This window comes from Paraglaciecola sp. QJM3NY_14, assembly GCF_056173245.1.
The window spans coordinates 3,149,869-3,172,444 of record NZ_CM149664.1; the positions used below are offsets into that span (position 1 = coordinate 3,149,869).

Sequence of the window (22,576 nt, forward strand, 5' to 3'; positions counted from 1 at the left end):
ATAAGTACGCAAAGCGTATGCTCTGATAGCCGAAGGCGATAAATAAGCGAAGCCCATAAAGTGTGAATTCCCATTTCATCAGGTAGAATGCCGTCACTTCGATTATTAATTCTTTTTGGGTAGTTTCTCGATGCAAATTAATCGTGTACTTCTAACGGCTGTGGGCAGTGTATTACTCGCTATGGTGACTATTCAGTCTGGTGCGTCTTTAGCCAAGCAGCTTTTCCCTATCGTTGGCCCAGAAGGCACCACGGCACTGCGTTTAGGATTTGCTGCTGCGGTACTTTGGTTAGTATTTCGTCCATGGCGAGCACTCCCTCAGGGGCGAGATTGGCGCAGCATTATTGTTTACGGCCTGTGCTTAGGCGGTATGAATATTCTGTTCTACTTGGCGATTGAACGTATTCCCTTAGGGATTGCAGTTGCCCTTGAATTCACCGGCCCGCTGGCTGTGGCTTTGTTTTCATCTAAACGAAAAAGTGACCTATTGTGGGTCGCTTGCGCCATAGCGGGGATCGTACTGCTAATGCCTGATTTATCCAGCGCACAGGGCCTCGACCTTACCGGCGCACTGATGGCATTAGGTGCTGGTGCATGCTGGGCAGGTTATATTTTATTTGGCACCCGTACAGGGAAACAAGCCTCTGGTGGCATCACTGTCGCTTTAGGCATGACGGTGGCAGCCATTGTGCTGGTCCCCGTTGGCGCGGTGACCCAAGGCTTAGCCTTATTTAGCTGGGAAGTACTGCCTCTAGGATTATTGGTGGGAGTGTTATCTAGCGCCCTACCCTACTCTTTGGAAATGGTCGCTCTTAGAAATATGCCGACACAAGCGTTTAGCGTACTCATGAGTTTAGAGCCCGCCATTGCGGCCTTGGCGGGCTTGGCTATTTTGGGCGAGCACTTGAGCCTGTTGCAATGGGCTGCCATTGCCTTGGTGATTGTAGCGTCAATCGGCAGTAGCTTTACCCCTAAAAAAGCGGTCGATATGGGCGTGTAGTCGTTGCGCGAAAAGACAAGGCTGTAGCGCGCTCAGGGCGATTGCCCGCTCAAGGCTGTTACTCTCTTGGCGCAGCTCACTGGCTATGCAAAACTAACACGACAACCGGCATTCACTTTGATTCGGCATTCACTTTAATAATAATGGCAGCTGACTAACCCAGGTTTTTAAGCCTAGTCACCACTTCTTGTGGCTAAGTTTGCGGCGACAGGTTAATCGGTTAACTTCGAGATAATCCATTTTTGCAGTGGCTCGTCATTGTATCTGGGATGCCAAGCAGCAATAACATCGAATGGCTCGGGGCAATGCTCAAGTTCAATTTCGACTAAATCTAGGCCTTTAATTGCTCTGGAGGGCAAAAAGGCGATGGAGTCTGTGGTGTTCAAATACATGGGCACAATAGAAAAGCACGGGGCTGACACCACCACATTGCGTTTCAAACCAAACCCTTTAAACCAGTCATCAATTGAGCCTTTAAAGTTTGGCCGTGAAGGTGACGCAATAATACTTGGGTAGCTTGCCACCTCAGCCAGCGATGGGCTTTGCGTCGCGATAGAAGCATGGCGAGATGCCACACAAACATGGTGCTCTTCAAACAAGTTGATGATGGGGTAGCTATCAGGGATATAATCAGGAAAAGCAATCGCCAAGTTCACTTTACCGCTTTGCATTAAGTCATGAAGTGTGTCGATTTCAAAATCGCGAACGATGATTTTCAAATGTGGCGACTCAACTCTAAGTTTTGCAATTAAACTAGGCAATACAACCTGTTGCGCATAATCCGTGGCGGAAATAACATACTCACCACTGATGGTTTTTGGGTTAAACACTTTTGGCGATAACAGTGCCTGAAAACCGTTCAATAGTTTATCGATATCAACGGAAAGTTGTTCCGCCAGTGGTGTAGGAATAAAGCCGTTGGTTTTTCGCAGAAACAACCTGTCGTCGAACACATCGCGTAGCTTCTTTAACTGTTCGCTTACCGCTTGCTGGGTTAAGCCCAGTTGACTGGCCGCTTTTGACGCATTTTTCTCGCGTATCAGCGCCTGAAAAATCCTGAGTTGTTTAATATCTAACCTGTCTATTTTGCTCATATTATTCCTCGGCCAAGCAGTTCGCGTTTTATCCAAATACCGGTAGCATGCTAACACTTAACCAATTTATCCTGTATCACTAACAAAAAAACGTTGTTTCTACTTGTTGTGAATAGTCACTAATATCCTGCCATCAAATGACTAAACACAACCGGAGAGACAAATGAAAACAGTAATTTTAATTGGTGCATTGGGCAAAATGGGGCAAGCAGCATTAACCGGGCTTGGTAAACACAACGTTATCACTGCTGGGCGCTCTGGCGACGTTGACCACATAGTGGATATCACCAGCGAAGCGTCCATTCGTGAGCTGTATGAAAAAGTAGGTCACTTTGATGCAGTTGTGAACACTGTTGGTGTGTGTGAGTACGCAACCTTCGGTGAGATGACAGAAGCACAGTGGATGACCACAGTGATGAGCAAAATGATGGGCCAAATCAACCTAGTTCGCATTGGGCAAGAGTACATCGCTGACAGCGGCTCGTTCACCCTAATCAGCGGCATCTTAAATAAAAAGCCCATCCCCTTTGCGATTGCCGATGCCACTACCAGCGGCGCCATTGATACCTTTGCTAAAATCGTATCACTGGAAATGCCACGAAACACCCGTATCAACGTGGTCAACCCAACGGTACTCACAGAAGCATGGGACGTTTACGGTGAAATGATGCCAGGCTTTCAGCCTGTACCAAGCGAATTGGTCGGCAAAGCGTTCGAACGCTCAGTAGACGGCTTCATCACAGGCGAAGTCATCGTCGTCGACGCCTAGCGCTTTAGCTGTCCAGAACGTACAAAGGATGTCGATATCTGCAAAGAGCGCCGAGAACGTAAAGAGAATTACCGGGCATTCAACGCACTTTTAGAGTGTGTTGAATGCCTGTATGCAAATGAGCTTTAACATAAGATGTGGTTAGCATTCTGGCTCACCATTGCAGGCGTAATGAAGACAGCGAAGAATGCTTACCACCATTCTCATTCGCAAATCGCAAATCGCATTTAGAATATAAAATTTATATTAACCACGTATATACCAATATCCTGGTTTTCTATGATTATGCATTATGGCAACAATATTAATTTGATGATTTTCAATAATCTTGTAAACAATAGAATATGGGAAACGGCTTAAACAAAACGACGATGAGTTTGCCCCATCTTTGACCACGCGGCAGGTAACGATTGAATTGACGCTATTGATTCTTCTATTTCGTGAACAAACTCGTGACCTAGTCCAAGAGATTGCTCCTGATACCAATCAAATGATGCTTTTACTTCAACTGCGACATCAGGATGAAAAATAACAGAGAACGTCGACTAAATAAGATCCTGTTTGATATCCCTCCAAGAGATACCTTCTACCTTCCCAGACTCTAATTCAGCACTTCGCGCTTCTACAAGCTTTAACCACTGGATTTCAACATCATCTTCGGCAGTTGAATCCATAGCGGTTAAAAGACAATGGGCAGCAAGTGCTTTCTCTTTTGTACTTAATTGCTCGATGTTTTCAAGCATGATTTTAAGCGCACCGGACATATTTGAGTCTCCAATAAATTCCGGTCCATAATACCATCAAAACGAAAGGAAATAAGATGCAAGTTTTCAAGCTGATTGATAGCTATCTCATCATTAAACATGATCGCTCGGTGAGACCATTGTTTGAGAGTAACTCAAATTCATATAAACCACAGCCCTATTACAAAATCACCGCAGCAAACAAGTCATTAGGGTTATTTCCGCTGGCCTATGTGATAATTTTTAGCGGCTTACCTGATAAATTGACAAGATAAAGTGCCATGACTCCCCTGTTAATGTGCGTGCTTTCGTATAGAATCCCCGTCGTATTTTTACTTGTATGAATAAAAACGTGTTAAGCCGTTTAGCCTCAACCTGTATCTGACAACGCCTTCCCTTTCCTCGGTAAAATGACAAAAAATGATGAATGATAAAATAGTAGTAACCCACAGCGGCAATTTTCATGCTGACGATGTATTCAGTGTCGCGGCCCTTAAAAGCGTTTTCCCTACGTTTACCCTCATTCGCACCCGTGATAAAGACACTATCGCCAAGGCAGATGTGGTAATTGATGTAGGCGGCGAACACAATGCAGCAACAGACCGCTTTGACCACCACCAACGTGGCGGCGCCGGTGAGCGCGACAATGGCGTGCCCTACTCGTCATTTGGTTTGATTTGGCAGAAATATGGCCTCACCATATGTGGCGATAATCAAGAGCTCGCCAACGCGATTGACGCCGGTCTGGTGTCTACCATTGACGCCATCGACTGTGGCCATGTTAAAGGAGTCGCTGAAGGCATTAGCCTTAGCCAAACCATTTCAATGTTCAACCCAACGTGGCAAGAAGAAGGTGATTTTGACGCCGGCTTTAACGAAGCGGTTGATTTCGCAGCGCGCATATTAGCGCGCGCAATAGCAGCGGCCAGCGGTGGGATAAACGCAAAAGCCATCGTCGCCGAAGCAATAAAAAATGCACAAGATCCAAGAGTGATCGTGCTAGAAAAATACACCCCATGGAAGAAAACAGTTCACACCCTATCAGAGCAAGCATTGTATATGGTCTACCCGTCACAATCAGGGCAATGGATGATTCAAACCGTCCCCGTAGAGCCCGGCTCATTCGAAGACAGAAAATCCCTACCCAAACCATGGGCAGGCTTATCAGATGCAGAGCTACAAACAGAAACAGGCATAAAAGACGCCATGTTCTGTCACAACGGCTTATTCATAGCCGGCACCGCATCCTTCGAAAGCACAATGAAAATGGCCGAACTAGCCCTACAAGACTAAAGCCCCAAAGGGGCAACGCATACAACAGTTGCCTTGCTTACCATCTATTTCAACTTTGGCTGCCGACGCAGAAGCGCAGCCAAGGCTACCCCACCAAGTAAGTAACCCTCACAATCAGTTAGTTTTCATGAGTGTCTTCGTAATTTGTTCTAAACAGCCAAAACATTAATATGAATAAAAACAACCATATATCAGGCTAGCCACAGCCAAAATGTATTGTATTTACCATGGGTGTCTTTATAACTACCCCCTTTGTTATATAACCCCCCCTGATTACCACGTATAAAAACCGCTGACTTCGCAATGCCCCTTTTTTGTTTTATTTTTGAACAGTATTGTTTCTTCAGCTTGCGAGAGAATATGCCCGTCAATACCAATGATCAAAAAACACTACTCACCGATATAGAAGTCGTGCAAAGAATTTTCGCACATATCGACAACGGCACAACCGATCAAGGCAAGCAAAGCTGGCGGGAGCCCACAGCTAATTACCGCTCGAAAGCGCGACTTGAAGCAGAGCTTGGTATTTTGCAAAGTCGGAGCATCGTTTTTTGCCCTTCAAGCGCACTCGCCAAAATGGGGGACTATGTTGCCCGTGACACAGCCACCGTGCCTTTGATTGCTGTACGCGGATTGGACGGCGTTATTCGTGCCTTTAGAAATGCCTGCCGTCACCGAGGCGTTAAACTCGCTGATGGCCAAGGCTGTGCTCGTGCATTGGTTTGCCCCTATCATGGTTGGGCATACAATCTTAACGGGAGCCTGCTAAGTATTCCCCATGAAGATGGGTTTCCAGATGTTGATAAAGCAACACGTGGACTTGTCGAGGTGGCCTGTATTGAGAGCAATGGCTTGGTATTTATTAACCAAAACCCGCAAGCAAATATAGAGCAAGATATAGCGCCTATTCCTCACCTTATTCCTGAGCATTACCGTTTATTAAATTCAACCCGTCAGATAGTCAAAGCGAATTGGAAGCTTTATCTAGAAAGCTCTCTTGAGGGTTACCATATTCGCCAAACACACAAAAGCACGTTTTTCCCCGTGCAATACGACAACCTCACGGTGATCGAAGCCTTTGGGGAGAATAGCCGCGTAACATTTCCCTACAAAGCAATAGAGGGGTTAAGGCATAACAAGGCATCTGACATCTCAGTTGATGGGCGACTTACCTACGTTTATCACCTGTTTCCCAATGTGGTTATTTCAACCTTTCCAGGATGTATGCAAGTCAATGTGCTTGAGCCTATTGATGAGGCAACAACAGAGCAACATACCTACCTTATCAGCGCGATTGGCGAGCACGACACCCCAAGGCTTGATGCTGTTAATGAAGGTCAAGAGTTCGCTGCTAAAGGTGCGGTTGAAGATTTACAGATAGTGCTATCCGCTCAAAAGGGACTGGCAAGCGAAGCAAATGAATTTTTAGAATTTGGCTTATTTGAGAGCGCGATTGTGCGCCTGCATACCCACCTTGCAAAAGAATTTGAGCGAAAGCAAAAGGCTAAACGTAGGTGATTAATTGGAAACGCCACTGGCTATCAAGTAAACCTAGCAGATTGGTATTTCACGCCGCACCTATTGAATAAATAAACAGGGGCTAACATGCCTAACAACGAACCCTATATCCCCCACAATACGCCCTCCGCCGAGTTGCGATCCCAAGGACGTGCTGTAAAACCTAAAGATGCCGCCACCCTGATTATTGTGCGCCGGGACAGTACTCACCCCCAAATTCTGATGGGTAAGCGCTCAGCTGAGCATAAATTCATGCCGAATAAGTTCGTGTTCCCTGGGGGTAAGATTGAAGCGGCAGACAGTCGTATTCGCCCGCCTAACGACCTTCAACCCAGCGTACTGCAACGTTTAATGAAAGGATGCTCTGAGTCACGTGCTAGAGGGCTTGCACTGGCGGCTATTCGTGAAACGTTCGAGGAAACCGGATTACTCCTTGGCGAAACTGATAGCTTACCCATAAGAACCCGCTCACCCCAGTGGCAGGCGTTTTTACAACATGGTGTTAATCCACGCCTTGATACCCTGAGTTTCATAGCAAGAGCCATCACGCCGCCCTATCGAAATCGCCGCTTCGATACGCGATTCTTTATGGTTGACGCAGATATTATCCAAGGGGATGTACACGAAACGCCCCAAGGGTCTGGTGAATTGCTCGCCATGCACTGGGTATCACTGGTCGACGCCGAAAAGCTCGAATTACCTATTATCACCCGAATGATACTTAAAGAAGTAGCACAACGCTTAACCAGCGGCCAAGCGTCTGAAGCCGAAGGCCCATTTATATACTTTCGCAACGGCAAACCCGTGATAGATAAAATATAAAACGCAAAAACTGGCAGGAACTATCACGGCTGTTTTGATGATTATGGCGTGAGCGCAACACATGCTTTGGCGACAAAGTCGCTGCTTTTTATTTTCACGCGACTCAAACTTTCCCGTTTAAAGTAACGGTTTGTCAGATGGCCAGACAGGGACGTCTGGTCAAGGCGTGTTGCTTTACAGGGATGTTTCCTCACGCCGCTCTGACATTAAAGCCGTTACTTTTGGCGGTTAAGAAAGTTTGTTGGAGCAAAAGACTTTTTGGTTACTTTGTCGTCTTTTGAAAAAGTGACTGGCTGACCATGGATGGTCTGTCATATCCAGCATGGATGCTGTGCACGAAGTGCGTAAAGTGTGCGCAGCACATAAGTACGCGAAGCGTATGCCCTAGTAGCCGAAGGCTATAAATAAGCACCGCGCATGCTTAGCACAAGCAGTGTGTAGACAGCGAAGCTGTAATCTGTGCACGAAGTGCATAAATAACTTAACTCCCTCCTATCACCATACTTTGCACACCACTGACAAACGGCAACACCTTATCATTCAAAAACACCGCTCCGTCTTCTGTATGCAACCAATACAAACCGCCTAGATTTAACACCACAGTAAACCAAAAGACGTTTTTAAACTCCGCCTTACTCGATTTATGTCGCAAGCGATTTTGTGCTAACAAGGCGCCTGGCCAGCCACCTAAAAAAGCAAACAAATGTAACGTGCTCTCTTTTGTGCGCCAACGACCATTCTGCGCAGCTGACTTATCAAGCGCATAGGCAACAAATGCAATCATGCTCATGACAAGGTACACACCACCAATAACCAGAGGTAGTGCCCCCATCAAAATAGATACAACTAAGGCAATCGAAAACAGCACTAAGAATACATTCACGGTGGTATTGTTATTTGTTCTACGCTTATTTGCTTTGTTGGGATTAGCAGACTTTATACTGGCTTGCCTAGTGCTAGCCCCGTTTAATCCCCGAGCAAACTGAATATTCTCAGCTTTACAGCGATTGTGAGACTCGCGCACCAACTCATAGGTGATGACGTCCCCATCGACCGGCCGCCGAGAACGTGGCGTAAACGCTTTGATATGCACAAACGCCCGCTCACCGCCCCCATTTGGCTCAACAAAACCAAAGCCCTTGTCATCATTCCAATTAAACACCTTTCCCTGAAACCGCATAATCCCTCTTACATTCTACAAACAACATTTTGAACAACACTGAAAACTCAAAAGTCAAATAAATTTACCCAAGCTAGCCATAAATAACCAGCAAAAAATCAAAGAATGACCAACAAGTCAGTTGGCTAAGCAAACACCCTAGATAAAACAGCCAGCCAATGTTTATTACGGCTGCTCTGATAACTCGTCCTGCTAACACTTGTTCTTGATAATTCTTAGCGTCTTGCCACAATTGTTGCAAGACGCTACAATTAAACCATACAAATGAGGAAATGATGATGGCAACTGCGAGTATTAGATTGGACCAAGAGCTAGTAGAAAAAGCCAGCATAATGGCTAAAGCACTTAACCGCACAACACCAAAGCAAATAGAGCACTGGGCGAAAATTGGTGAGATGATGGAAGACAATCCTGAACTGCCATACGAGTTTGTAAAACAGGCCATTATTGCAAAAGCTGAGAAAGAAGCAGGAAAATTAGAGACCTACGATTTTGGCTAAAATCACAAAAGTTTTACAAACATCCAGTTTTAATAAGGCTGCGAAGAAACTCAGAAAAAATCAAAAAGCCGATCTTGACGACGCAGTCCGAGCTTTAATGGAGAATCCTCTGTTAGGAGAGCAGAAAAAGGGAGACCTTTCATTTATGCGCGTATACAAATTTAAGATGGCAAAACAACTCACCCTTCTCGGCTACAGTTATCAAGATGAAGCCGTTGTACTTGAGCTACTCACATTCGGCACCCACGAAAACTTCTACCGCGATGCCAAAAAACTCTTTTGAGTGATGACTTCCCGCACAACAGCCGAGCAGGCACGTCACAGCGGGTAACAGAAACAATTGCCTAGCAAAAAAGCTGCTGCTTCAGATTTTACGCGTTTCAAACTTTCCGGTTTAAAGTAACTGATTTTTAGGTGACGAGACAAACATCCGGACAACAATTATCATGGGTGTCTGGATAATTCGTCCTGCTAATTTAAATTCTATTATTACCAATGGATGTCTTTGTAATTTGCAGTCCTGCTAACTCCTACTAACTCCCTAACCATGGGTGTCCTGCTAATTAGTCATCCAAACAGTTTGAGATGAAAGATCATTAGTTACTTTTACACCTAAAGATGAAAAGACTTCTTTTTCGGCTTTTGTCCACATCGGTTCCGAATCGATTAACGTTCCATCCATGTCAAAAATTGCAGCTTGCATCATACTGATTCCATTTAACGCTTAACATATGGGGATTTTAGGAGCGCTTTTTCAGCGAGTAAAATTCCCACCATGATGCACTTGTTAGATAATTTTAACTGCATGACTTGCTGATACCCTTTTGTGCTTTTTCTGTGAGCCACTGATAGTGGTGCGCCTGCGGATAATCAGGGTAATAGCTTAATGAATATGCTTTTTTATGGTTAAACAGTTCGCGCCAGACAACAACACTTATTTTACAGTTAGTGCGGTAAGGCACTCCTTTTGGTAAACGTGCTTCTACAGTTTGACCGTCTGCCTCTATTTTCACGTTGGTATCCATAGGGCTAACAAATGGATGCTTAATAGATAGAGTTTTACCATCGATATAATCATACCGCCCGAGTACATAAATGTAAGACAATGCGCCCCCGAGAGCTACAATTAACGCGAAGCCAGGTAAGTTCGTTTGCTGGCTGTTCTTGAATTTCTTTCTAGGATAAAGCCACCAAAAAATAAAACCACCAGCTGCACCCATTAGGCTAAAACCACTAATAGATTGAAGGCTGTATACCAACGGCACATGGGACTTGGTAAATAATAATATTCCAGGAACAGCACACAATGAGCCACCCAGAATAAAATACGACCAACCGGATATGTTCGCTTTATTGAAAAGGGCAAACAAAGGAATACCTACAAGAGCAGCGCAAGCGTAAGCGACCGGTGCCCCGAACATAAAAACGAACAGGCCTGCTGGTAGTGAAAATACGCTAACAATCGCTATCGGTATTGCAGGGGCAATAGCAAATGCTTTAGCGATTTCTTTCTTATCATCAGTCCAGTACATAGTTGGTTTTCATCTAACGCCGTTTTAAGCGGCAAATTGCAGTTGGCTAAAATAAGTGAGGCACGAACAAAAAGCCAACTGTAATTTGTCCGACTTGAAAACCCTTTTTAGGTTTTGCATAACTCTCTATTCATGTTTATGCCTTTTTGCCCTAACTCTGCAATTTTAGCTTTATCAAGAGTTTTGATATTCTTAATTTGCGAAATACTATTCTTACCTGAGATAACACCCGTTTTTGTTGGACACTCAGACCAATTTAATGAATTCACAAATGAGTATTTTTTCTCATTTTCTGGTGTGAATATATGCTTTGAAGTACATTCGTAACCGTTAACTGGATGAATTAAACCAAATGCTAAAAATATAGGCTTACCTGATTTTACTTTAACAGTCCCTGGATTTCCTAATGGTGAGTTTGTCGAAATTTTAATATCCCCAAGATAACCAAATTTAACTTGTCCTGCTTTTTCTGGAGAGCAAAGTTCGTAAATAATTGCTGTATGTGGATGTGGCGCAAGTCCAAAACCATCTGTTTTTAGTTCAGTTTCTAGATGTAGGTATGCAATTGAACCGCTTTTGGGCTCTTGGTATTTGCTAGATTGACCTGAAAATGTAGCTCCGTATTCCGTACTTGCACATCCAACTATACCAATACAGGTAAGGATGATTATAAATACTCTCATTTAAACTCCTTTGCTCGACGCAAAACCTAACAATATTAATAGTCGGAAAATTTCCGCATTTAATCACGGAAGTTTTTCACCTTTCTACATCTGTCTTTTTTAGCATACAGGGTAACTTACTGTACAGATTAAATTTTTTCCATATATTGACCTTGATCTTGTAGAAATACGGAAAACTTCCAAGACCTTGCTCTTTACCGGAATGACAGAGGGGAGTGTATATAAAAACATCCATACAATTGATTACATCTAAGTGAGCAAAGCGAATGCTTTGGCGACAAAGTCGCTGCTTTTTATTTTCACGCGACTCAAACTTTCACGCTCAAAGTAACGGATTGTCAGATGGCCAGACAGGGATGTCTGGACAAGGCGTGTTGCTTTACAGGGATGTTTCCTCACGCCGTTCTGACATTAAAGCCGTTACTTTTGGCGGTTAAGAAAGTTTGTTGGAGCAAAAGACTTTTTGGTTACTTTGTCGTCTTTTGAAAAAGTGACTGGCTGACCATGGATGGTCTGTCATATCCAGCATGGATGCTGGTGCACGAAGTGCATAACCTGGGCGTAGCCCATAAAAAGCACGCAAGGTGCATAACGTTTACCTAATAAAAGCTAGAATGGCGCAAAATCATCCAATGGTCCCGTTGGCACTGCCCAGCGCAGCTTCGCATCGACTGCAACACGATCAGCGCCTTGCATCGGTATTCTGCCGTAGTCACCATACAACCAAAGAACGAAGTTGGTGCGCTCACCACTGGTGATAGGTTGTGCGGCATGCACCACATTGCCACGGTGGATCATCGCACTACCCGGCTTAAACGCCAAGCCAATCATTTTGCCTGTACTGGGATCGTAGAAGTCCACATTTGAACCGGTGAACGGCTCATCAGGTAGATTCAAATTGATGTTCAAGGTGACCGCTGAGGCGTCTGTATGCGGGCGAATCGATGTATCTGTATTTGGTTTGTAATGAATCGAAAAACCAAACGTTTGGGTATCGTAACCCACTATTTCAGGGAACAACAAACGAGCTATGGGGCGCATGTATCTGTCTAGCATTTCACGATAAAACACTTGAAAGCTTGGCGCAGCCAAATACCCTTCAGAGCGGCTGTCTAACATCGCACCGCGTCGATTCAATACAATGCCGTACGGTGGGCGAAGGGGAATGTGTGCTTCCCACACTTGCTCAAGATAGGCACGTAAATCCGCCAATCGCTGTGGGTCGAAAAACTGGAATTTGAATACATCTGGTGCCACTTCTTGCATCAAGTCTTGTACTGCTAATTCTTTACTTGGGTCGGCCCATGCTTGCTCTACGGCGTCTCGCAAACGGCTATCGAGCAAGGAGCTGTCAAGTGTTGCCAGCGTGTCGCTGTTGCTCTCTTCCCACTCTTTCCATGCATCGCTCAGTAAGTTGTAGTGGTTGGTCCAAAACTGCTGGACTGAAGGAGTGCGATGCAACATGGCTTCACGGGAAGGTAAATCTAAGTTGCGTGCTTGATTTAGTTGGTTTAGTTGATTGGTTTGCATAATAAATCATCCTGTTATGTTGCACGATCTTATATCTGCAACCGAGGCGCACAATTTATTACAACTACTTTCATGGATAAATACGCTACCAAAGGAAACAAAATCAATTAATTCTATATAATCACCTGCTAACGACTGAGCCACGCTATGCACAATCACCGCCGCAGCACCACGTTACGCCTTCCCAGTAATAAGTCGCGATGATAAGTCGCAGTGACGAAAAATTGCCGATTATGAATATGAAGATTGGGGAAAGGTCAAAAAGTCAGGCATACTTATTTTACGCAGCGTTCATACTCGCTATTTCTCAGGCTGCCCCTAAGCATTGCCAAAAAAGCAGCCAATAGCCAAGTAACAACCTAGTCAACCTCAGAATATGAACATCGCAAGTCATAAAGGAGACCAAGATATCAGTGAATAATATTAAGCTGACCCAAGACGAAAACTTGTCCATACGAGTCGGTTATCAGCTTTTGCCCAGTGATCACCAAAGACTCGACCTGTATTTTTCATTGCCTGATGAAATGGGTATCAGCGCAAAAACCTTGACCGAGGAACAGTACTTTCACCACAGCATTCAAAACCACAGTGCCTATTATTCTGACCAACTGCATGTGCCATTGGTGCGCAGCCGATACATTAGTCAAAAGAAAGGCGAACAAAGTGATTATCGCTTAAACCTCAATTTATATTCTTATCAAATTCGTACCGCCCTTGATACTGACATCAAGCAAACGCTTAAGCTTAAAGACAGCAAAGAGTTTTACCCCCAAGCGATAGAGCTTGCTGAGCAAACCTCTGGCCTGCTTAAAAAATTAAGGCGCTATACACCGTCTGATGAAAAGCTTAGGGCGTATTTTGAAAATGCTGATAATTACCTGAGCTGGCAAGTGGAGCAGTCGTTTTTAAAGCTGCTATCAAGGGCGCCCAAAAGCGCAGAATACTCCAGTGAAAGAAACTTTCTGTTCGGTTTATGCCGCCGAGAAAATGAATATCGAGAAGAAAACCAGTACAACTCGCAAACCACCCTCGGTGACCCGAATCGCATTACCAATAAAATGCGCTTGTTACAGCGTTTAATAGAATACGGAGTGGTATTTCAAAAGAAAACCAAGAACCTCAACAGCTATTTAAACCGCATCGTCAAAGGTACCGTAACCGCGATCATTATGGCGTTTGTGATGGTATTAGTGTTAAACGCGCGAACCAATTTTACCGAGGTAACCATTGCATTGGTGGGTATGTTAGGAGTGATTTACGGCTTACGGGAAATATTCAAAGAAGACATTACGCGTATTATTTGGCGGCGTATTCAAAAAGGTTTGCCAAAATGGCGGATCTTATACAGCCACAGTGTGAATAAGAGCAAGGTTGCCAATCAAACCATTTGGCTTGAATACATTCGCAATAAAGATTTGCCGCCTCAAGTAGACAAACTGTTTCAAACACGTCGCCAGCAAAACAAACAAGCGGCGCAATTGCTGCATTTTCGTAGCGAAACCAAGGTCTTCGCGAAAAGCTTTTTACCGGGCTATGATGAGGTGCGCCAGCAAATTTATTTCAATTTAACCCCCTTTATTCGGTTTCTAAGAAAGGGCGAAGGTCGCCTTTATTCTTTAGAAAACAACAAAATCACTAAGCAAGCAGTGGAAAGACGTTATCAAATTAATGTGGTGCTAATGCACACGGATAAAGACAAGAAGCAACAAACCCAGCGCTTTAAGATCACCTTGAATCGCTCGAACATCATTAATATTGAGGCGTTAGAAGTTCGCAAAAGTGAGTGAACTCACCTGACGTTAACGACTGCCGACAAACGAAGTTAATCGTGGGCGCATAAATTTACGCCCACGGACTGCCTAGCTGAAAAGGTTCATTGCCAGTGCGTCGGCAAAGTTACATGTGCTCGCTGATAGAGCCTGTAACCTTGTTGGCATCAAATATTTCAATCCAATAACCGTCAGGATCTTTTATAAAAGCGAGCCCTTTCATTGCACCATCATTGGGGCGTTTTTGAAAAGGTACGTTCAACGCTTCAAAACGCTGACAGGCTCCGTCGAGGTCGGGTACGTGAAAACCGATATGACCGAAGCCTTTTGGCTCACTGTTACCATTGTGATATTGGGTATTCTCAGGTGTATCATCCCAATTATGAGTCAGTTCAAGCATGGCTGGACGACCAAAAGTTTGCACTGTTCGCGCGTTGTCATCATTACTCACGTCAGAAAAGTCATCGCCTGCACTTAAAAAGTACAAGCTAAACTTCATTTCTGGGAAATCGAGGCGCTTTAATAGCGTCATGCCCATTACCCGGGTGTAAAAATCTAACGAGCGCTTTGGATCAGCAATGCGCAGCATCGTCTGGTTAAACACGTAACCAAGGGTGGTGGGATCTCTTTGTTCACACAGGCCGTCGGCCTTATCAAAATGACGACTCATAAAGTTAGCTCCTCATAATATCTAAAATTCATACTCACTCAGTGGGGGCAAAATAGATAATTAACAATGGATTAGTGTAAAAACGATGGTAAACGCTAACATGCTAGACAAACTTACACATACCGTTTCCCAGTAATGTATTTGGTCTGCTTACGTAGCCATATCGTTCATAAAATGGCTCTTTACCCTTGGCTGCCAATAAGCCAATAGTGGCGCCCTGCGCAGCTGCACTTTGCAGATACTCTTCGATGTTCAGCATAATTTGGTGACCTACCCCTTGGCCTTGATGGGTCGGTGTCACTATTACATCTTGAATATAAAAATACATTGCGCCGTCGCCCACGACGCGTCCCATGGCGAGTAATGCGTGTGATTGACGGATACACACACAGTACAAGGTATTTTCAAGGCTTTTTTGGGCGATATTAATATTGATTTCTCCCCACCCTGCTTGCTTACGCAGAGCGATAAACTCCGCAAAGGTTGGGCTTGCTTCTATCACTTGATACCGTTTCACTTATGCTCCTTGCATGCGTTTAGCCTTTAGCGGTGATGGATACATCTCATGCTAGCCACATCATTTTCAATATTATTTTGAAAATGTTTCGTCACCACCCCAGTTTTTCTTCGAACTGCGTTGCCATAAAGTATCGCCATTGGTGCTTGAGAACAAAATTTAAATGTTCGTTCAGCCAGATGACATGTGTGTAACGTCTGTCATCATTTTCAAAATGAAATATTACATGTATCGATTTTTAAACCCTAATAGGAGAACAAATTATGTCAGTACCTAAGCAAATGAACGCCATCGGTTTCACTCAATCATTACCTATTGAAGAACAAAATAGCCTATTTAAATTTACCATGCCTATCCCGACTTTGGGCGAAAACGATATGTTGGTGCGTGTTGTCGCCACATCCATTAACCCTGCTGATGCAAAAAACCGGGCGCTTTCCGCGATTGATACCCCTCACCCACAACCGGTTATTTTAGGTTATGACGCGGTGGGCATCGTTGAAGCACTTGGCAAAAATGCCACAGGTTTCAGCGTGGGCGATAAAGTGTATTACGCTGGGGACGTGACCCGTGCAGGCTCAAATTCTGAATATCAAGCTGTTGATCATCGAATCGTTGCCCATGCACCAACCAGCCAATCAGATGCTCAAGCTGCGGTAATGCCACTCGTTTCACTGACTGCGTATGAGGCGTTATTCGATCGCCTTCGTGTGTCCAAGACGCAGAAGAAAACGTTGTTGATTATTGGCGGTGCCGGTGGCGTGGGATCAATTGCTATTCAACTTGCTAAGCAGCTGACGAACTTGACGGTTATCGCAACTGCTTCTCGCCCTGAAACCGAAAAATGGGTTCGCAGTATGGGCGCAGATTATGTGGTTAATCACAGAAACCTACTGGACTCTACTCGTGAAAGTGGTTTTCAACATGTTGATTATATCTTCAATGTTGCCGATACGCAGGGCCACTGGGATGCCATGGTAGAGTTAATCGCGCCTCAAGGAATGATAAGTTCAATCGTTGAGGTCGATAGTAAAGTAGATATCTCACCTTTAGCAGCAAAATCGGCAGGGTTTGTTTGGGAGCTGATGTTTACCCGCTCTATGTTCAACACCAGTGACATAGTACGTCAACAAGATATTCTGGCTGAAATAGCGCAATTACTTGACCAAGGCAGTATCAAAAGTACGTTAACTCAAACCTTCAATGGTTTTAATGTTGACACCTTTAAAGAAGCCCATAGCGTGATCGAAAGTGGTAAATCTATTGGCAAAACAGCTGTCATTTATTAGGGACTTAAGATTTAGAATTCTGTCAATTTAACAGCACTCTTTTTAGCAGCACTCTTTTTAACAGTACTCTTTTTAACAGTACTCTTTTTAGCAGTACTCTTATAGTGCCAGCTGCTACAAGCAGGCCGATAGAATCGTCAGCGACAGGTGTAGTACCCTTTAGTGTAAAACTAACCATGCTTCTCAGCCCGCTTCACGCGGGCTTTTTTATAACTCAACGTTGCAAAGCAATGCATAAGCAAAAAATCAATTGCAATTAAATAGACGATCGGTCTAATATATTTAGGTAGCAAACTGATTTCCCCCAAGTGGTAGCTTAATACGCAGATGAATGTGCAAACAACAAAACCAAGACGCGGCCGGCCGCCCAAAGTCGCTCGTGACAATTACGACACGAAAGCAGAGCTTCTGCGTGTTGGCTTAGAGCACCTGACCGAATTTGGCTTCGCCTCGTCAGGCATTGATACCATGCTGAAAAAAGCCGGTGTGCCTAAAGGCTCTTTTTATCATTACTTCGCCAGCAAAGAAGCCTACGGTGAAAGCCTGATTGCGCATTACGATAGCTACTTTTCACGTAAGCTAGATATGCACCTGCTTAACGAACAACATGCCCCTTTGTCGCGAATCGCAAATTTTGTGAATGACGCGGCTATTGGCATGGCGCGTCACGGCTTTAAGCGCGGCTGCTTGGTGGGCAACTTAGGCCAGGAAGTGGACGCCTTACCCGTTAACTTTCGAGCACAACTGACAAATGTTTTTCTGAATTGGCAGCGCAAGATTGAAGCTTGCCTCATTCAAGCAAAGGCTAATGGCGACATAAATCAAAGCGCGGACTGCGGCGCACTGGCTGAGTATTTTTGGATCAGTTGGGAGGGTGCAGTCAGCCGAGCGAAGTTGGTACAAAGCGACAAGCCCCTATTACTTTTTTTGCAGTATTTTTTACAGGCTCTGCCCAAATAAGCACTTGGGCTTTTTTTTAGATATTAATAGACGATCGGTCTAAATTGGAGAAATGACATGAATGATGCGACTACTACCCAAAACAGTACAGAAGCAAGAGCAGAAAACACCTTTAGCGGTATTTTAATCAACAAAGACGAGCAAGGTTATCGCGCGGCTTTGCAGCAGATTGAACATAGTGTGTTACCCGAAGGTGACGTGACAATAAACGTGCTGTACAGCACGCTGAATTATAAAGACGGACTGGCGATTACCGGTAAAAGCCCTGTGGTACGCCAGTTTCCTCTAGTGCCAGGGATTGATCTGGTCGGCGTAGTTGAGCACAGCGACAGTGCAGATTTTAAAGTAGGCGATGTAGTCATTAATAACGGCTTTGGCGTAGGTGAAAAGCACAGCGGCGGCTTAGCGCAAAAAGCCCGCATGAAAAGCGAATGGCTCATCCCCTTGCCCGCTAATATCAGCCCTAAACAAGCCATGATCATAGGCACCGCAGGTTACACCGCCATGCTGTGTGTGCTTGCGCTTGAGAAAAACGGAGTTACCCCCGAAAAAGGCGAAGTTCTGGTCACTGGAGCGAACGGCGGAGTGGGCAGTTTTGCCATCTCGATACTGGCAAAACTGGGCTATACCGTGGTGGCTTCAACCGGCCGATTGGATGAAAGCCCTTATTTGAAAGCACTAGGGGCAAATGAGGTTATTCACCGTGATACGCTATCTAGTCAAGGCAAACCACTGGCCAAAGAACGCTGGGCTGGGGTCATTGATTCTGTAGGCAGCCACACATTAGCCAATGCTTGCGCCAGCACAAAATACGGCGGTACCGTTGCCGCTTGTGGTTTAGCCCAAGGCATGGACTTTCCAGCCAGTGTGGCACCGTTTATTTTGCGTGGTGTGACCCTTGCAGGTATCGACAGTGTTATGCGCCCCATTGAAGACAGAAAGGAAGCATGGCAGCGCTTAAGCGACATTTTAGAGCCGAGTGTATTTGATGATATCGCTCAAGAAATCAACTTAGAACAAGTGGTAGACGCTGCAACTAAGTTACTCGATGGTGAAATTCGCGGTCGAGTGGTAGTTAACGTGCAAGGGGAATAGTGGATCCTAATCGGTAAAAATGCATAAAAAAACGATGCAAAGTTGCATCGTTTTTCTATGTCAGAGCAAACTACATTAGGTTTTACGTTTACGGTTGCGTAATCCCAGCCCTAACCCGAGAGCCATAAACGCTAGCCCCATTGGTGCAGGCACGTCTACAGGCTTTTCCCCACCGGCAGTCGCTGACCCAAACGTTATGTCATCGTAACCCGTTTGATTTACGGTTCCGCCAAAATCAACTGACATTGCAGTGCCCGCAAACGAAGCGCCAACGGCTGTCCAATTACAGAACTCCCCGTTTGGATCTCCCGAGCAATTATCCGTATGCTGAGCTGATAAATTCAAGGTTGCTAACAAATTTCCAGTCGCATTTAATCCATCATACACAAATACAGACGCTGCCGTGGATGAGGTGTAAAAGAACGAAAAGCCCGTATCAAAACCCGGAACGTAATTCAGTATGGCAGTCCCTGTAAGAAAGAACATGATAGTGTCTGATGACGGTTCATTAGCGAAATTTCCCGTCCCTCCGGCGTCAGCATCAATGAGTCCTAAGGTATTGGTTCCAAATGCGATATCATAATCGACACCGGAGTTACCTAGACTGTCAGTTCCTCCATCGTAAAAATCATTGATATTAGCTCCGCCACCCACACCTTCGAAATCAAGAACAATAACCTCAGCAGTGGCGATTTGTGATGCGGCTAATAAAGCTGCTCCGGAAAGGGCAAGCTTGAGCCGATTAAACGATTTATTTTGCATACATTTCATCCTTTTTTAGTATTTTTTTGTAAGTTGCCACAATCCGTATAGCGTAGAAAGAATGCCTAGGCATCAGCTTACATGCAATTATAAAACCAGAAATAAAAACACTACTTATCAATAAGATAGAATGTATTTTATTGCGCGAGATGCTGATATGTTTATTTTTTCGACAGTCATTTCGGGCTTATGTCTTAAACGTTTATTGATGTTCGAGTTTAGGCAGGTAGGTTTTTTACACCAATCAAGAAGTTTGGTTGGAGAAATAAAAACACCCGACGTTATCGGGCGTTTTCTAATTGCGGTTACACAGAGATACCTAACGCTAGATGAAGTGACTTGTTCAATCGGCCAAGCGGTTTTGGTACATAGTGGATGTCACCTCTTTGACCGCTTGGATCATATGCGGATATGGGATATCCGTTACTGTTACAAAGCCGATATTGGCGTTTTCGCCGTCAAATGCGCGCCCCGATATGGGCTCATCTATGTATTGAAACCAATGGGCCCCGACCATATACGGCTTGTCTAACACGCTTTGCATGTAATCTTTGTACATTCGGGCTCTGTCTTGCTGGTTTGCGCTGTGCACAATACCCGGGTTGTACATGCCTGAATCTGTCGTGCTGCCAATATGAAACTCACCAATCACTACGGGCAAGTCGACGTCTTCAAGGAACTTCCAATAGTCTTCTTGCACCCCTTCCTCATAAATATTGAAGCTCAGTACGTCAGAGTATTTCAATGAGGCAGTAATGATTTCATCAGGCATGCCCCAGTTGGCCATGCGCGCGCCCATGTACAAGTGCTCTGGCAGCGCCGCTTCTAAGGTATTGTGTACCACTTTAAAGTACTGCTCGCCGAGCATCTCGAGCATTTTTGACAAATCAGCAATTTGGGCATCGGTGTGCGTGCTGACGCTGGCGTCATCTTCAAACATTTGCCAACTATCGAAGTGTGATGACCATGCGGAATTTAATGCATCGATCGTCTGGTATTTTTGCTGCAAATGGGCTGCAAAGGCCGTTTTTGCAGGGCTCTTCTCAATATTTTTTGATAGTGCATCAAGGATCACGCCATAGCGTTGTGACACTGTGCCTTCGCGCTCTCCCCAGCTCTTCTCATTATCAATAAAAATACCCGCACACCAAGGTGACGCTTGAATATTTTCGGCGATAGCATCGATAGTGACCTTTGCTCGCTGTGCAAATACGGGATCAAAAGGATCTGGCATCAAGCCCCAATGATTAGTGTGACCCGACAGTGTTTGGTAATCGCCGATGATCCAACCATTGGCGAAATAAGGCACTTGCTCTGATTGATAAAACGCTGGGTCTACCCAGTTACCAAAAGAGGTAAACCCCCAGTCATGCATACGCTGTGCGGTGACGTCATGCCATTTTTTTACGTAGGAAGGCTCGCTGCCTTGATTTTCGCCTTCTTTTTCACCTTCACCTGCGCGTAGGTCGTCATCACCGTATCTGCGTTCTAAATTAGCGCGGTAAAAGCTGTAGGTCTCGCCGTAGGGAATAGGCCCTTTGTGGGTAGAGCGGCGATAGCTATAGTGCTCAGATAGCTCATCATCATAGCTTGGTAACCACTGAAACATATCGTTGCGCGCCTTTGAAATGACATAGCGTTTTTCTTTTGCGCTGTCAGGAACAGATACAATTCCCATGGAATCTTCCGGGGTAATTTCATCACTGGTGCGCACGCGAATACTCGGTTGGTCGTAGTCTATTCCGGTCAACGTACTCATGTTTGCCATACGCACGTTCGCTGGCCCGTGTGAGAAAAACAGATAGCCATCAGGGTCGACCATCCACCACTTACCATCGACCTTTTCCGTTCTAAAAAAGCCGGTTGCTTCACGTTTTGGGGCTTTGGTGTAACCACCAAAACGAGAGCGATCTGGCATACCCGATGATTTGGCTAGCTTGGCCAGTTCTTCATCGGCTTGTTGTTTTAGTTGGGCATCTGAATGCACATCTAAAGGGGTGCTTTGTTTGGCGTTTTGCCCGTATTTATCGATTAATCCGACCGATACGTTCGGGTCGTGAGCTGGATTGGCGCGCAGACGCACATCATCCAAAATCACAGATTTGTTTTCCAATATTCCAATAGTGAAGAAATTAAGCGCGGTGAGTTGGCTATAGTCTTGCTCTGCTTTGCGCCAAGAACGCCACACCATTAAGTCGTCTTGGGTTTGCCAATGAGGCACATCTCCCCACATGCCGCTGTCGGTTTTTGCTTCAATACCATCGAGGGGAAAATACACAGTGCCTTTGTAATTCGGAGCCAGAGAAATTGAGTGACTCTGGATTTGTCCGTTTATATTTTCCAAAGACAAGTACAAATGAACTGAATCTGGGCTGGTGTTTTGCACATCAAAGGCAATGTTGTAGTTTTCGTACTCCCTAAGATCCCAAGGCTTCGGTGGCTCTACGCGCAACGTGGAAATATTACCGGTTTTTGCAAACTCCACCGCTAATTGCTTGTTAATTAAGCTCTCGCTGCTGGTGATCTGCGCGAATGAGGTATCACTTTGCTGCAGCCAGTTAAGTTGCTCTTGGTTATCAAAGTCAATCAGTGAGACGATTTTATGCTCGTTGGTAAACGCGTCCTCTGCAGTGCCTAGTGGGCTACCGTTTCCAGCAAGGTCTTGTGGAACACCCTGAGCCTGAGCAATTTCATGTTGATCATGACTACAGCCGATTAGGGTAATAGCTAGCGCAATCGCGCTTGCCCTAAAGGCGACCTTTGTAATGAATTGTGGGTATTTCATGTTGTTGTTTCCGTTATTAAATAGGGTGCTCAACTTTGGGTATGTGCGGATACACAAGGCTGAGC

Annotated in this window: 22 protein-coding genes; 11 read left to right on the forward strand and 11 right to left on the reverse strand. The window is 45.0% G+C overall.

Features of this window, described 5'->3' with window-relative positions:
• Window positions 1-130 precede the first annotated feature (130 nt).
• Complete coding sequence (locus AC0VYA_RS13315) at window positions 131-1,000, forward strand: EamA family transporter (RefSeq protein WP_475488582.1); 870 nt, start codon at window positions 131-133, stop codon at window positions 998-1,000.
• 212 nt (window positions 1,001-1,212) lie between these two features.
• Here the strand turns inward: AC0VYA_RS13315 and AC0VYA_RS13320 are convergent, their stop codons facing one another.
• The gene (locus AC0VYA_RS13320) at window positions 1,213-2,094 is read right to left on the reverse strand and encodes a LysR family transcriptional regulator (RefSeq protein WP_475488583.1); all 882 of its coding nucleotides are present in this window, start codon (window positions 2,092-2,094) and stop codon (window positions 1,213-1,215) included.
• 163 nt (window positions 2,095-2,257) lie between these two features.
• On the opposite strand from AC0VYA_RS13320, the gene AC0VYA_RS13325 reads away from it, so the two are divergent.
• Entirely contained in the window at window positions 2,258-2,863 is a 606-nt protein-coding gene (locus tag AC0VYA_RS13325) for a short chain dehydrogenase (protein ID WP_475488584.1), read from the forward strand.
• Between the two features lie 545 nt (window positions 2,864-3,408).
• On the opposite strand, the gene AC0VYA_RS13330 is transcribed toward AC0VYA_RS13325, so the two are convergent.
• Window positions 3,409-3,627, reverse strand: a complete 219-nt coding sequence (locus AC0VYA_RS13330; protein ID WP_475488585.1) for an addiction module protein — start codon at window positions 3,625-3,627, stop codon at window positions 3,409-3,411.
• Between the two features lie 402 nt (window positions 3,628-4,029).
• On the opposite strand from AC0VYA_RS13330, the gene AC0VYA_RS13335 reads away from it, so the two are divergent.
• The 3 genes from AC0VYA_RS13335 to AC0VYA_RS13345 all read left to right on the forward strand — a co-directional run bounded on the left by AC0VYA_RS13335 (window position 4,030) and on the right by AC0VYA_RS13345 (window position 7,239).
• Entirely contained in the window at window positions 4,030-4,899 is an 870-nt protein-coding gene (locus AC0VYA_RS13335) for an MYG1 family protein (RefSeq protein WP_475491072.1), read from the forward strand.
• A 360-nt stretch (window positions 4,900-5,259) separates the two neighbouring features.
• Window positions 5,260-6,417, forward strand: a complete 1,158-nt coding sequence (locus AC0VYA_RS13340) for an aromatic ring-hydroxylating oxygenase subunit alpha (protein WP_475488586.1) — start codon at window positions 5,260-5,262, stop codon at window positions 6,415-6,417.
• Between the two features lie 87 nt (window positions 6,418-6,504).
• A complete protein-coding gene (locus AC0VYA_RS13345) occupies window positions 6,505-7,239 on the forward strand; it encodes an NUDIX hydrolase (RefSeq protein ID WP_475488587.1) in 735 nt (244 codons plus the stop codon).
• Window positions 7,240-7,720: 481 nt separating this feature from the next.
• On the opposite strand, the gene AC0VYA_RS13350 is transcribed toward AC0VYA_RS13345, so the two are convergent.
• Window positions 7,721-8,419, reverse strand: a complete 699-nt coding sequence (locus tag AC0VYA_RS13350; protein ID WP_475488588.1) for a DUF1294 domain-containing protein — start codon at window positions 8,417-8,419, stop codon at window positions 7,721-7,723.
• Between the two features lie 275 nt (window positions 8,420-8,694).
• Here AC0VYA_RS13350 and AC0VYA_RS13355 point away from each other — a divergent pair, with 275 nt between their 5' ends.
• Together AC0VYA_RS13355 and AC0VYA_RS13360 are read left to right on the forward strand one after the other, a co-directional pair.
• A complete protein-coding gene (locus AC0VYA_RS13355) occupies window positions 8,695-8,919 on the forward strand; it encodes a TA system antitoxin ParD family protein (RefSeq protein ID WP_011575406.1) in 225 nt (74 codons plus the stop codon).
• Window positions 8,912-9,202 (forward strand): type II toxin-antitoxin system RelE/ParE family toxin, encoded by a 291-nt coding sequence (locus AC0VYA_RS13360; protein ID WP_475488589.1) that lies wholly within the window; start codon window positions 8,912-8,914, stop codon window positions 9,200-9,202. The genes AC0VYA_RS13355 and AC0VYA_RS13360 overlap by 8 nt, the downstream gene beginning before the upstream one ends.
• Window positions 9,203-9,478: 276 nt before the next feature.
• Here the strand turns inward: AC0VYA_RS13360 and AC0VYA_RS13365 are convergent, their stop codons facing one another.
• The 4 genes from AC0VYA_RS13365 to AC0VYA_RS13380 all read right to left on the reverse strand — a co-directional run bounded on the left by AC0VYA_RS13365 (window position 9,479) and on the right by AC0VYA_RS13380 (window position 12,664).
• Entirely contained in the window at window positions 9,479-9,625 is a 147-nt protein-coding gene (locus AC0VYA_RS13365; RefSeq protein WP_475488590.1) for an HAD hydrolase-like protein, read from the reverse strand.
• A 91-nt stretch (window positions 9,626-9,716) separates the two neighbouring features.
• On the reverse strand, window positions 9,717-10,451 hold the full coding sequence (locus tag AC0VYA_RS13370) for a hypothetical protein (RefSeq protein WP_475488591.1): 735 nt from the start codon (window positions 10,449-10,451) through the stop codon (window positions 9,717-9,719).
• 107 nt (window positions 10,452-10,558) lie between these two features.
• Window positions 10,559-11,134 (reverse strand): hypothetical protein, encoded by a 576-nt coding sequence (locus AC0VYA_RS13375; RefSeq protein WP_475488592.1) that lies wholly within the window; start codon window positions 11,132-11,134, stop codon window positions 10,559-10,561.
• A gap of 609 nt (window positions 11,135-11,743) precedes the next feature.
• Window positions 11,744-12,664: a 2OG-Fe(II) oxygenase family protein gene (locus AC0VYA_RS13380; RefSeq protein WP_475488593.1), complete on the reverse strand. Its 921-nt coding sequence runs from the start codon at window positions 12,662-12,664 to the stop codon at window positions 11,744-11,746.
• A gap of 413 nt (window positions 12,665-13,077) precedes the next feature.
• On the opposite strand from AC0VYA_RS13380, the gene AC0VYA_RS13385 reads away from it, so the two are divergent.
• The gene (locus AC0VYA_RS13385; RefSeq protein ID WP_011575410.1) at window positions 13,078-14,451 is read left to right on the forward strand and encodes a hypothetical protein; all 1,374 of its coding nucleotides are present in this window, start codon (window positions 13,078-13,080) and stop codon (window positions 14,449-14,451) included.
• Window positions 14,452-14,560: 109 nt separating this feature from the next.
• On the opposite strand, the gene gloA is transcribed toward AC0VYA_RS13385, so the two are convergent.
• Together gloA and AC0VYA_RS13395 are read right to left on the reverse strand one after the other, a co-directional pair.
• A complete protein-coding gene (gene gloA, locus AC0VYA_RS13390; protein ID WP_473474709.1) occupies window positions 14,561-15,103 on the reverse strand; it encodes a lactoylglutathione lyase in 543 nt (180 codons plus the stop codon).
• A 103-nt stretch (window positions 15,104-15,206) separates the two neighbouring features.
• The gene (locus AC0VYA_RS13395; protein WP_475488594.1) at window positions 15,207-15,620 is read right to left on the reverse strand and encodes a GNAT family N-acetyltransferase; all 414 of its coding nucleotides are present in this window, start codon (window positions 15,618-15,620) and stop codon (window positions 15,207-15,209) included.
• A gap of 263 nt (window positions 15,621-15,883) precedes the next feature.
• On the opposite strand from AC0VYA_RS13395, the gene AC0VYA_RS13400 reads away from it, so the two are divergent.
• From AC0VYA_RS13400 to acuI, 3 genes are all read left to right on the forward strand, one after another.
• Entirely contained in the window at window positions 15,884-16,909 is a 1,026-nt protein-coding gene (locus AC0VYA_RS13400) for a zinc-binding alcohol dehydrogenase family protein (protein ID WP_475488595.1), read from the forward strand.
• 327 nt (window positions 16,910-17,236) lie between these two features.
• Complete coding sequence (gene acuR, locus AC0VYA_RS13405; RefSeq protein WP_475488596.1) at window positions 17,237-17,869, forward strand: acrylate utilization transcriptional regulator AcuR; 633 nt, start codon at window positions 17,237-17,239, stop codon at window positions 17,867-17,869.
• A 57-nt stretch (window positions 17,870-17,926) separates the two neighbouring features.
• Window positions 17,927-18,964, forward strand: coding sequence for an acrylyl-CoA reductase (NADPH) (gene acuI / locus AC0VYA_RS13410; RefSeq protein WP_475488597.1), 1,038 nt, complete (start codon window positions 17,927-17,929; stop codon window positions 18,962-18,964).
• Window positions 18,965-19,039: 75 nt separating this feature from the next.
• Here acuI and AC0VYA_RS13415 read toward each other — a convergent pair whose 3' ends face one another.
• Window positions 19,040-19,726, reverse strand: a complete 687-nt coding sequence (locus AC0VYA_RS13415; protein WP_475488598.1) for a PEP-CTERM sorting domain-containing protein — start codon at window positions 19,724-19,726, stop codon at window positions 19,040-19,042.
• Between the two features lie 343 nt (window positions 19,727-20,069).
• On the reverse strand, window positions 20,070-22,511 hold the full coding sequence (locus tag AC0VYA_RS13420; protein WP_475488599.1) for an agarase: 2,442 nt from the start codon (window positions 22,509-22,511) through the stop codon (window positions 20,070-20,072).
• Window positions 22,512-22,576: the final 65 nt, after the last annotated feature.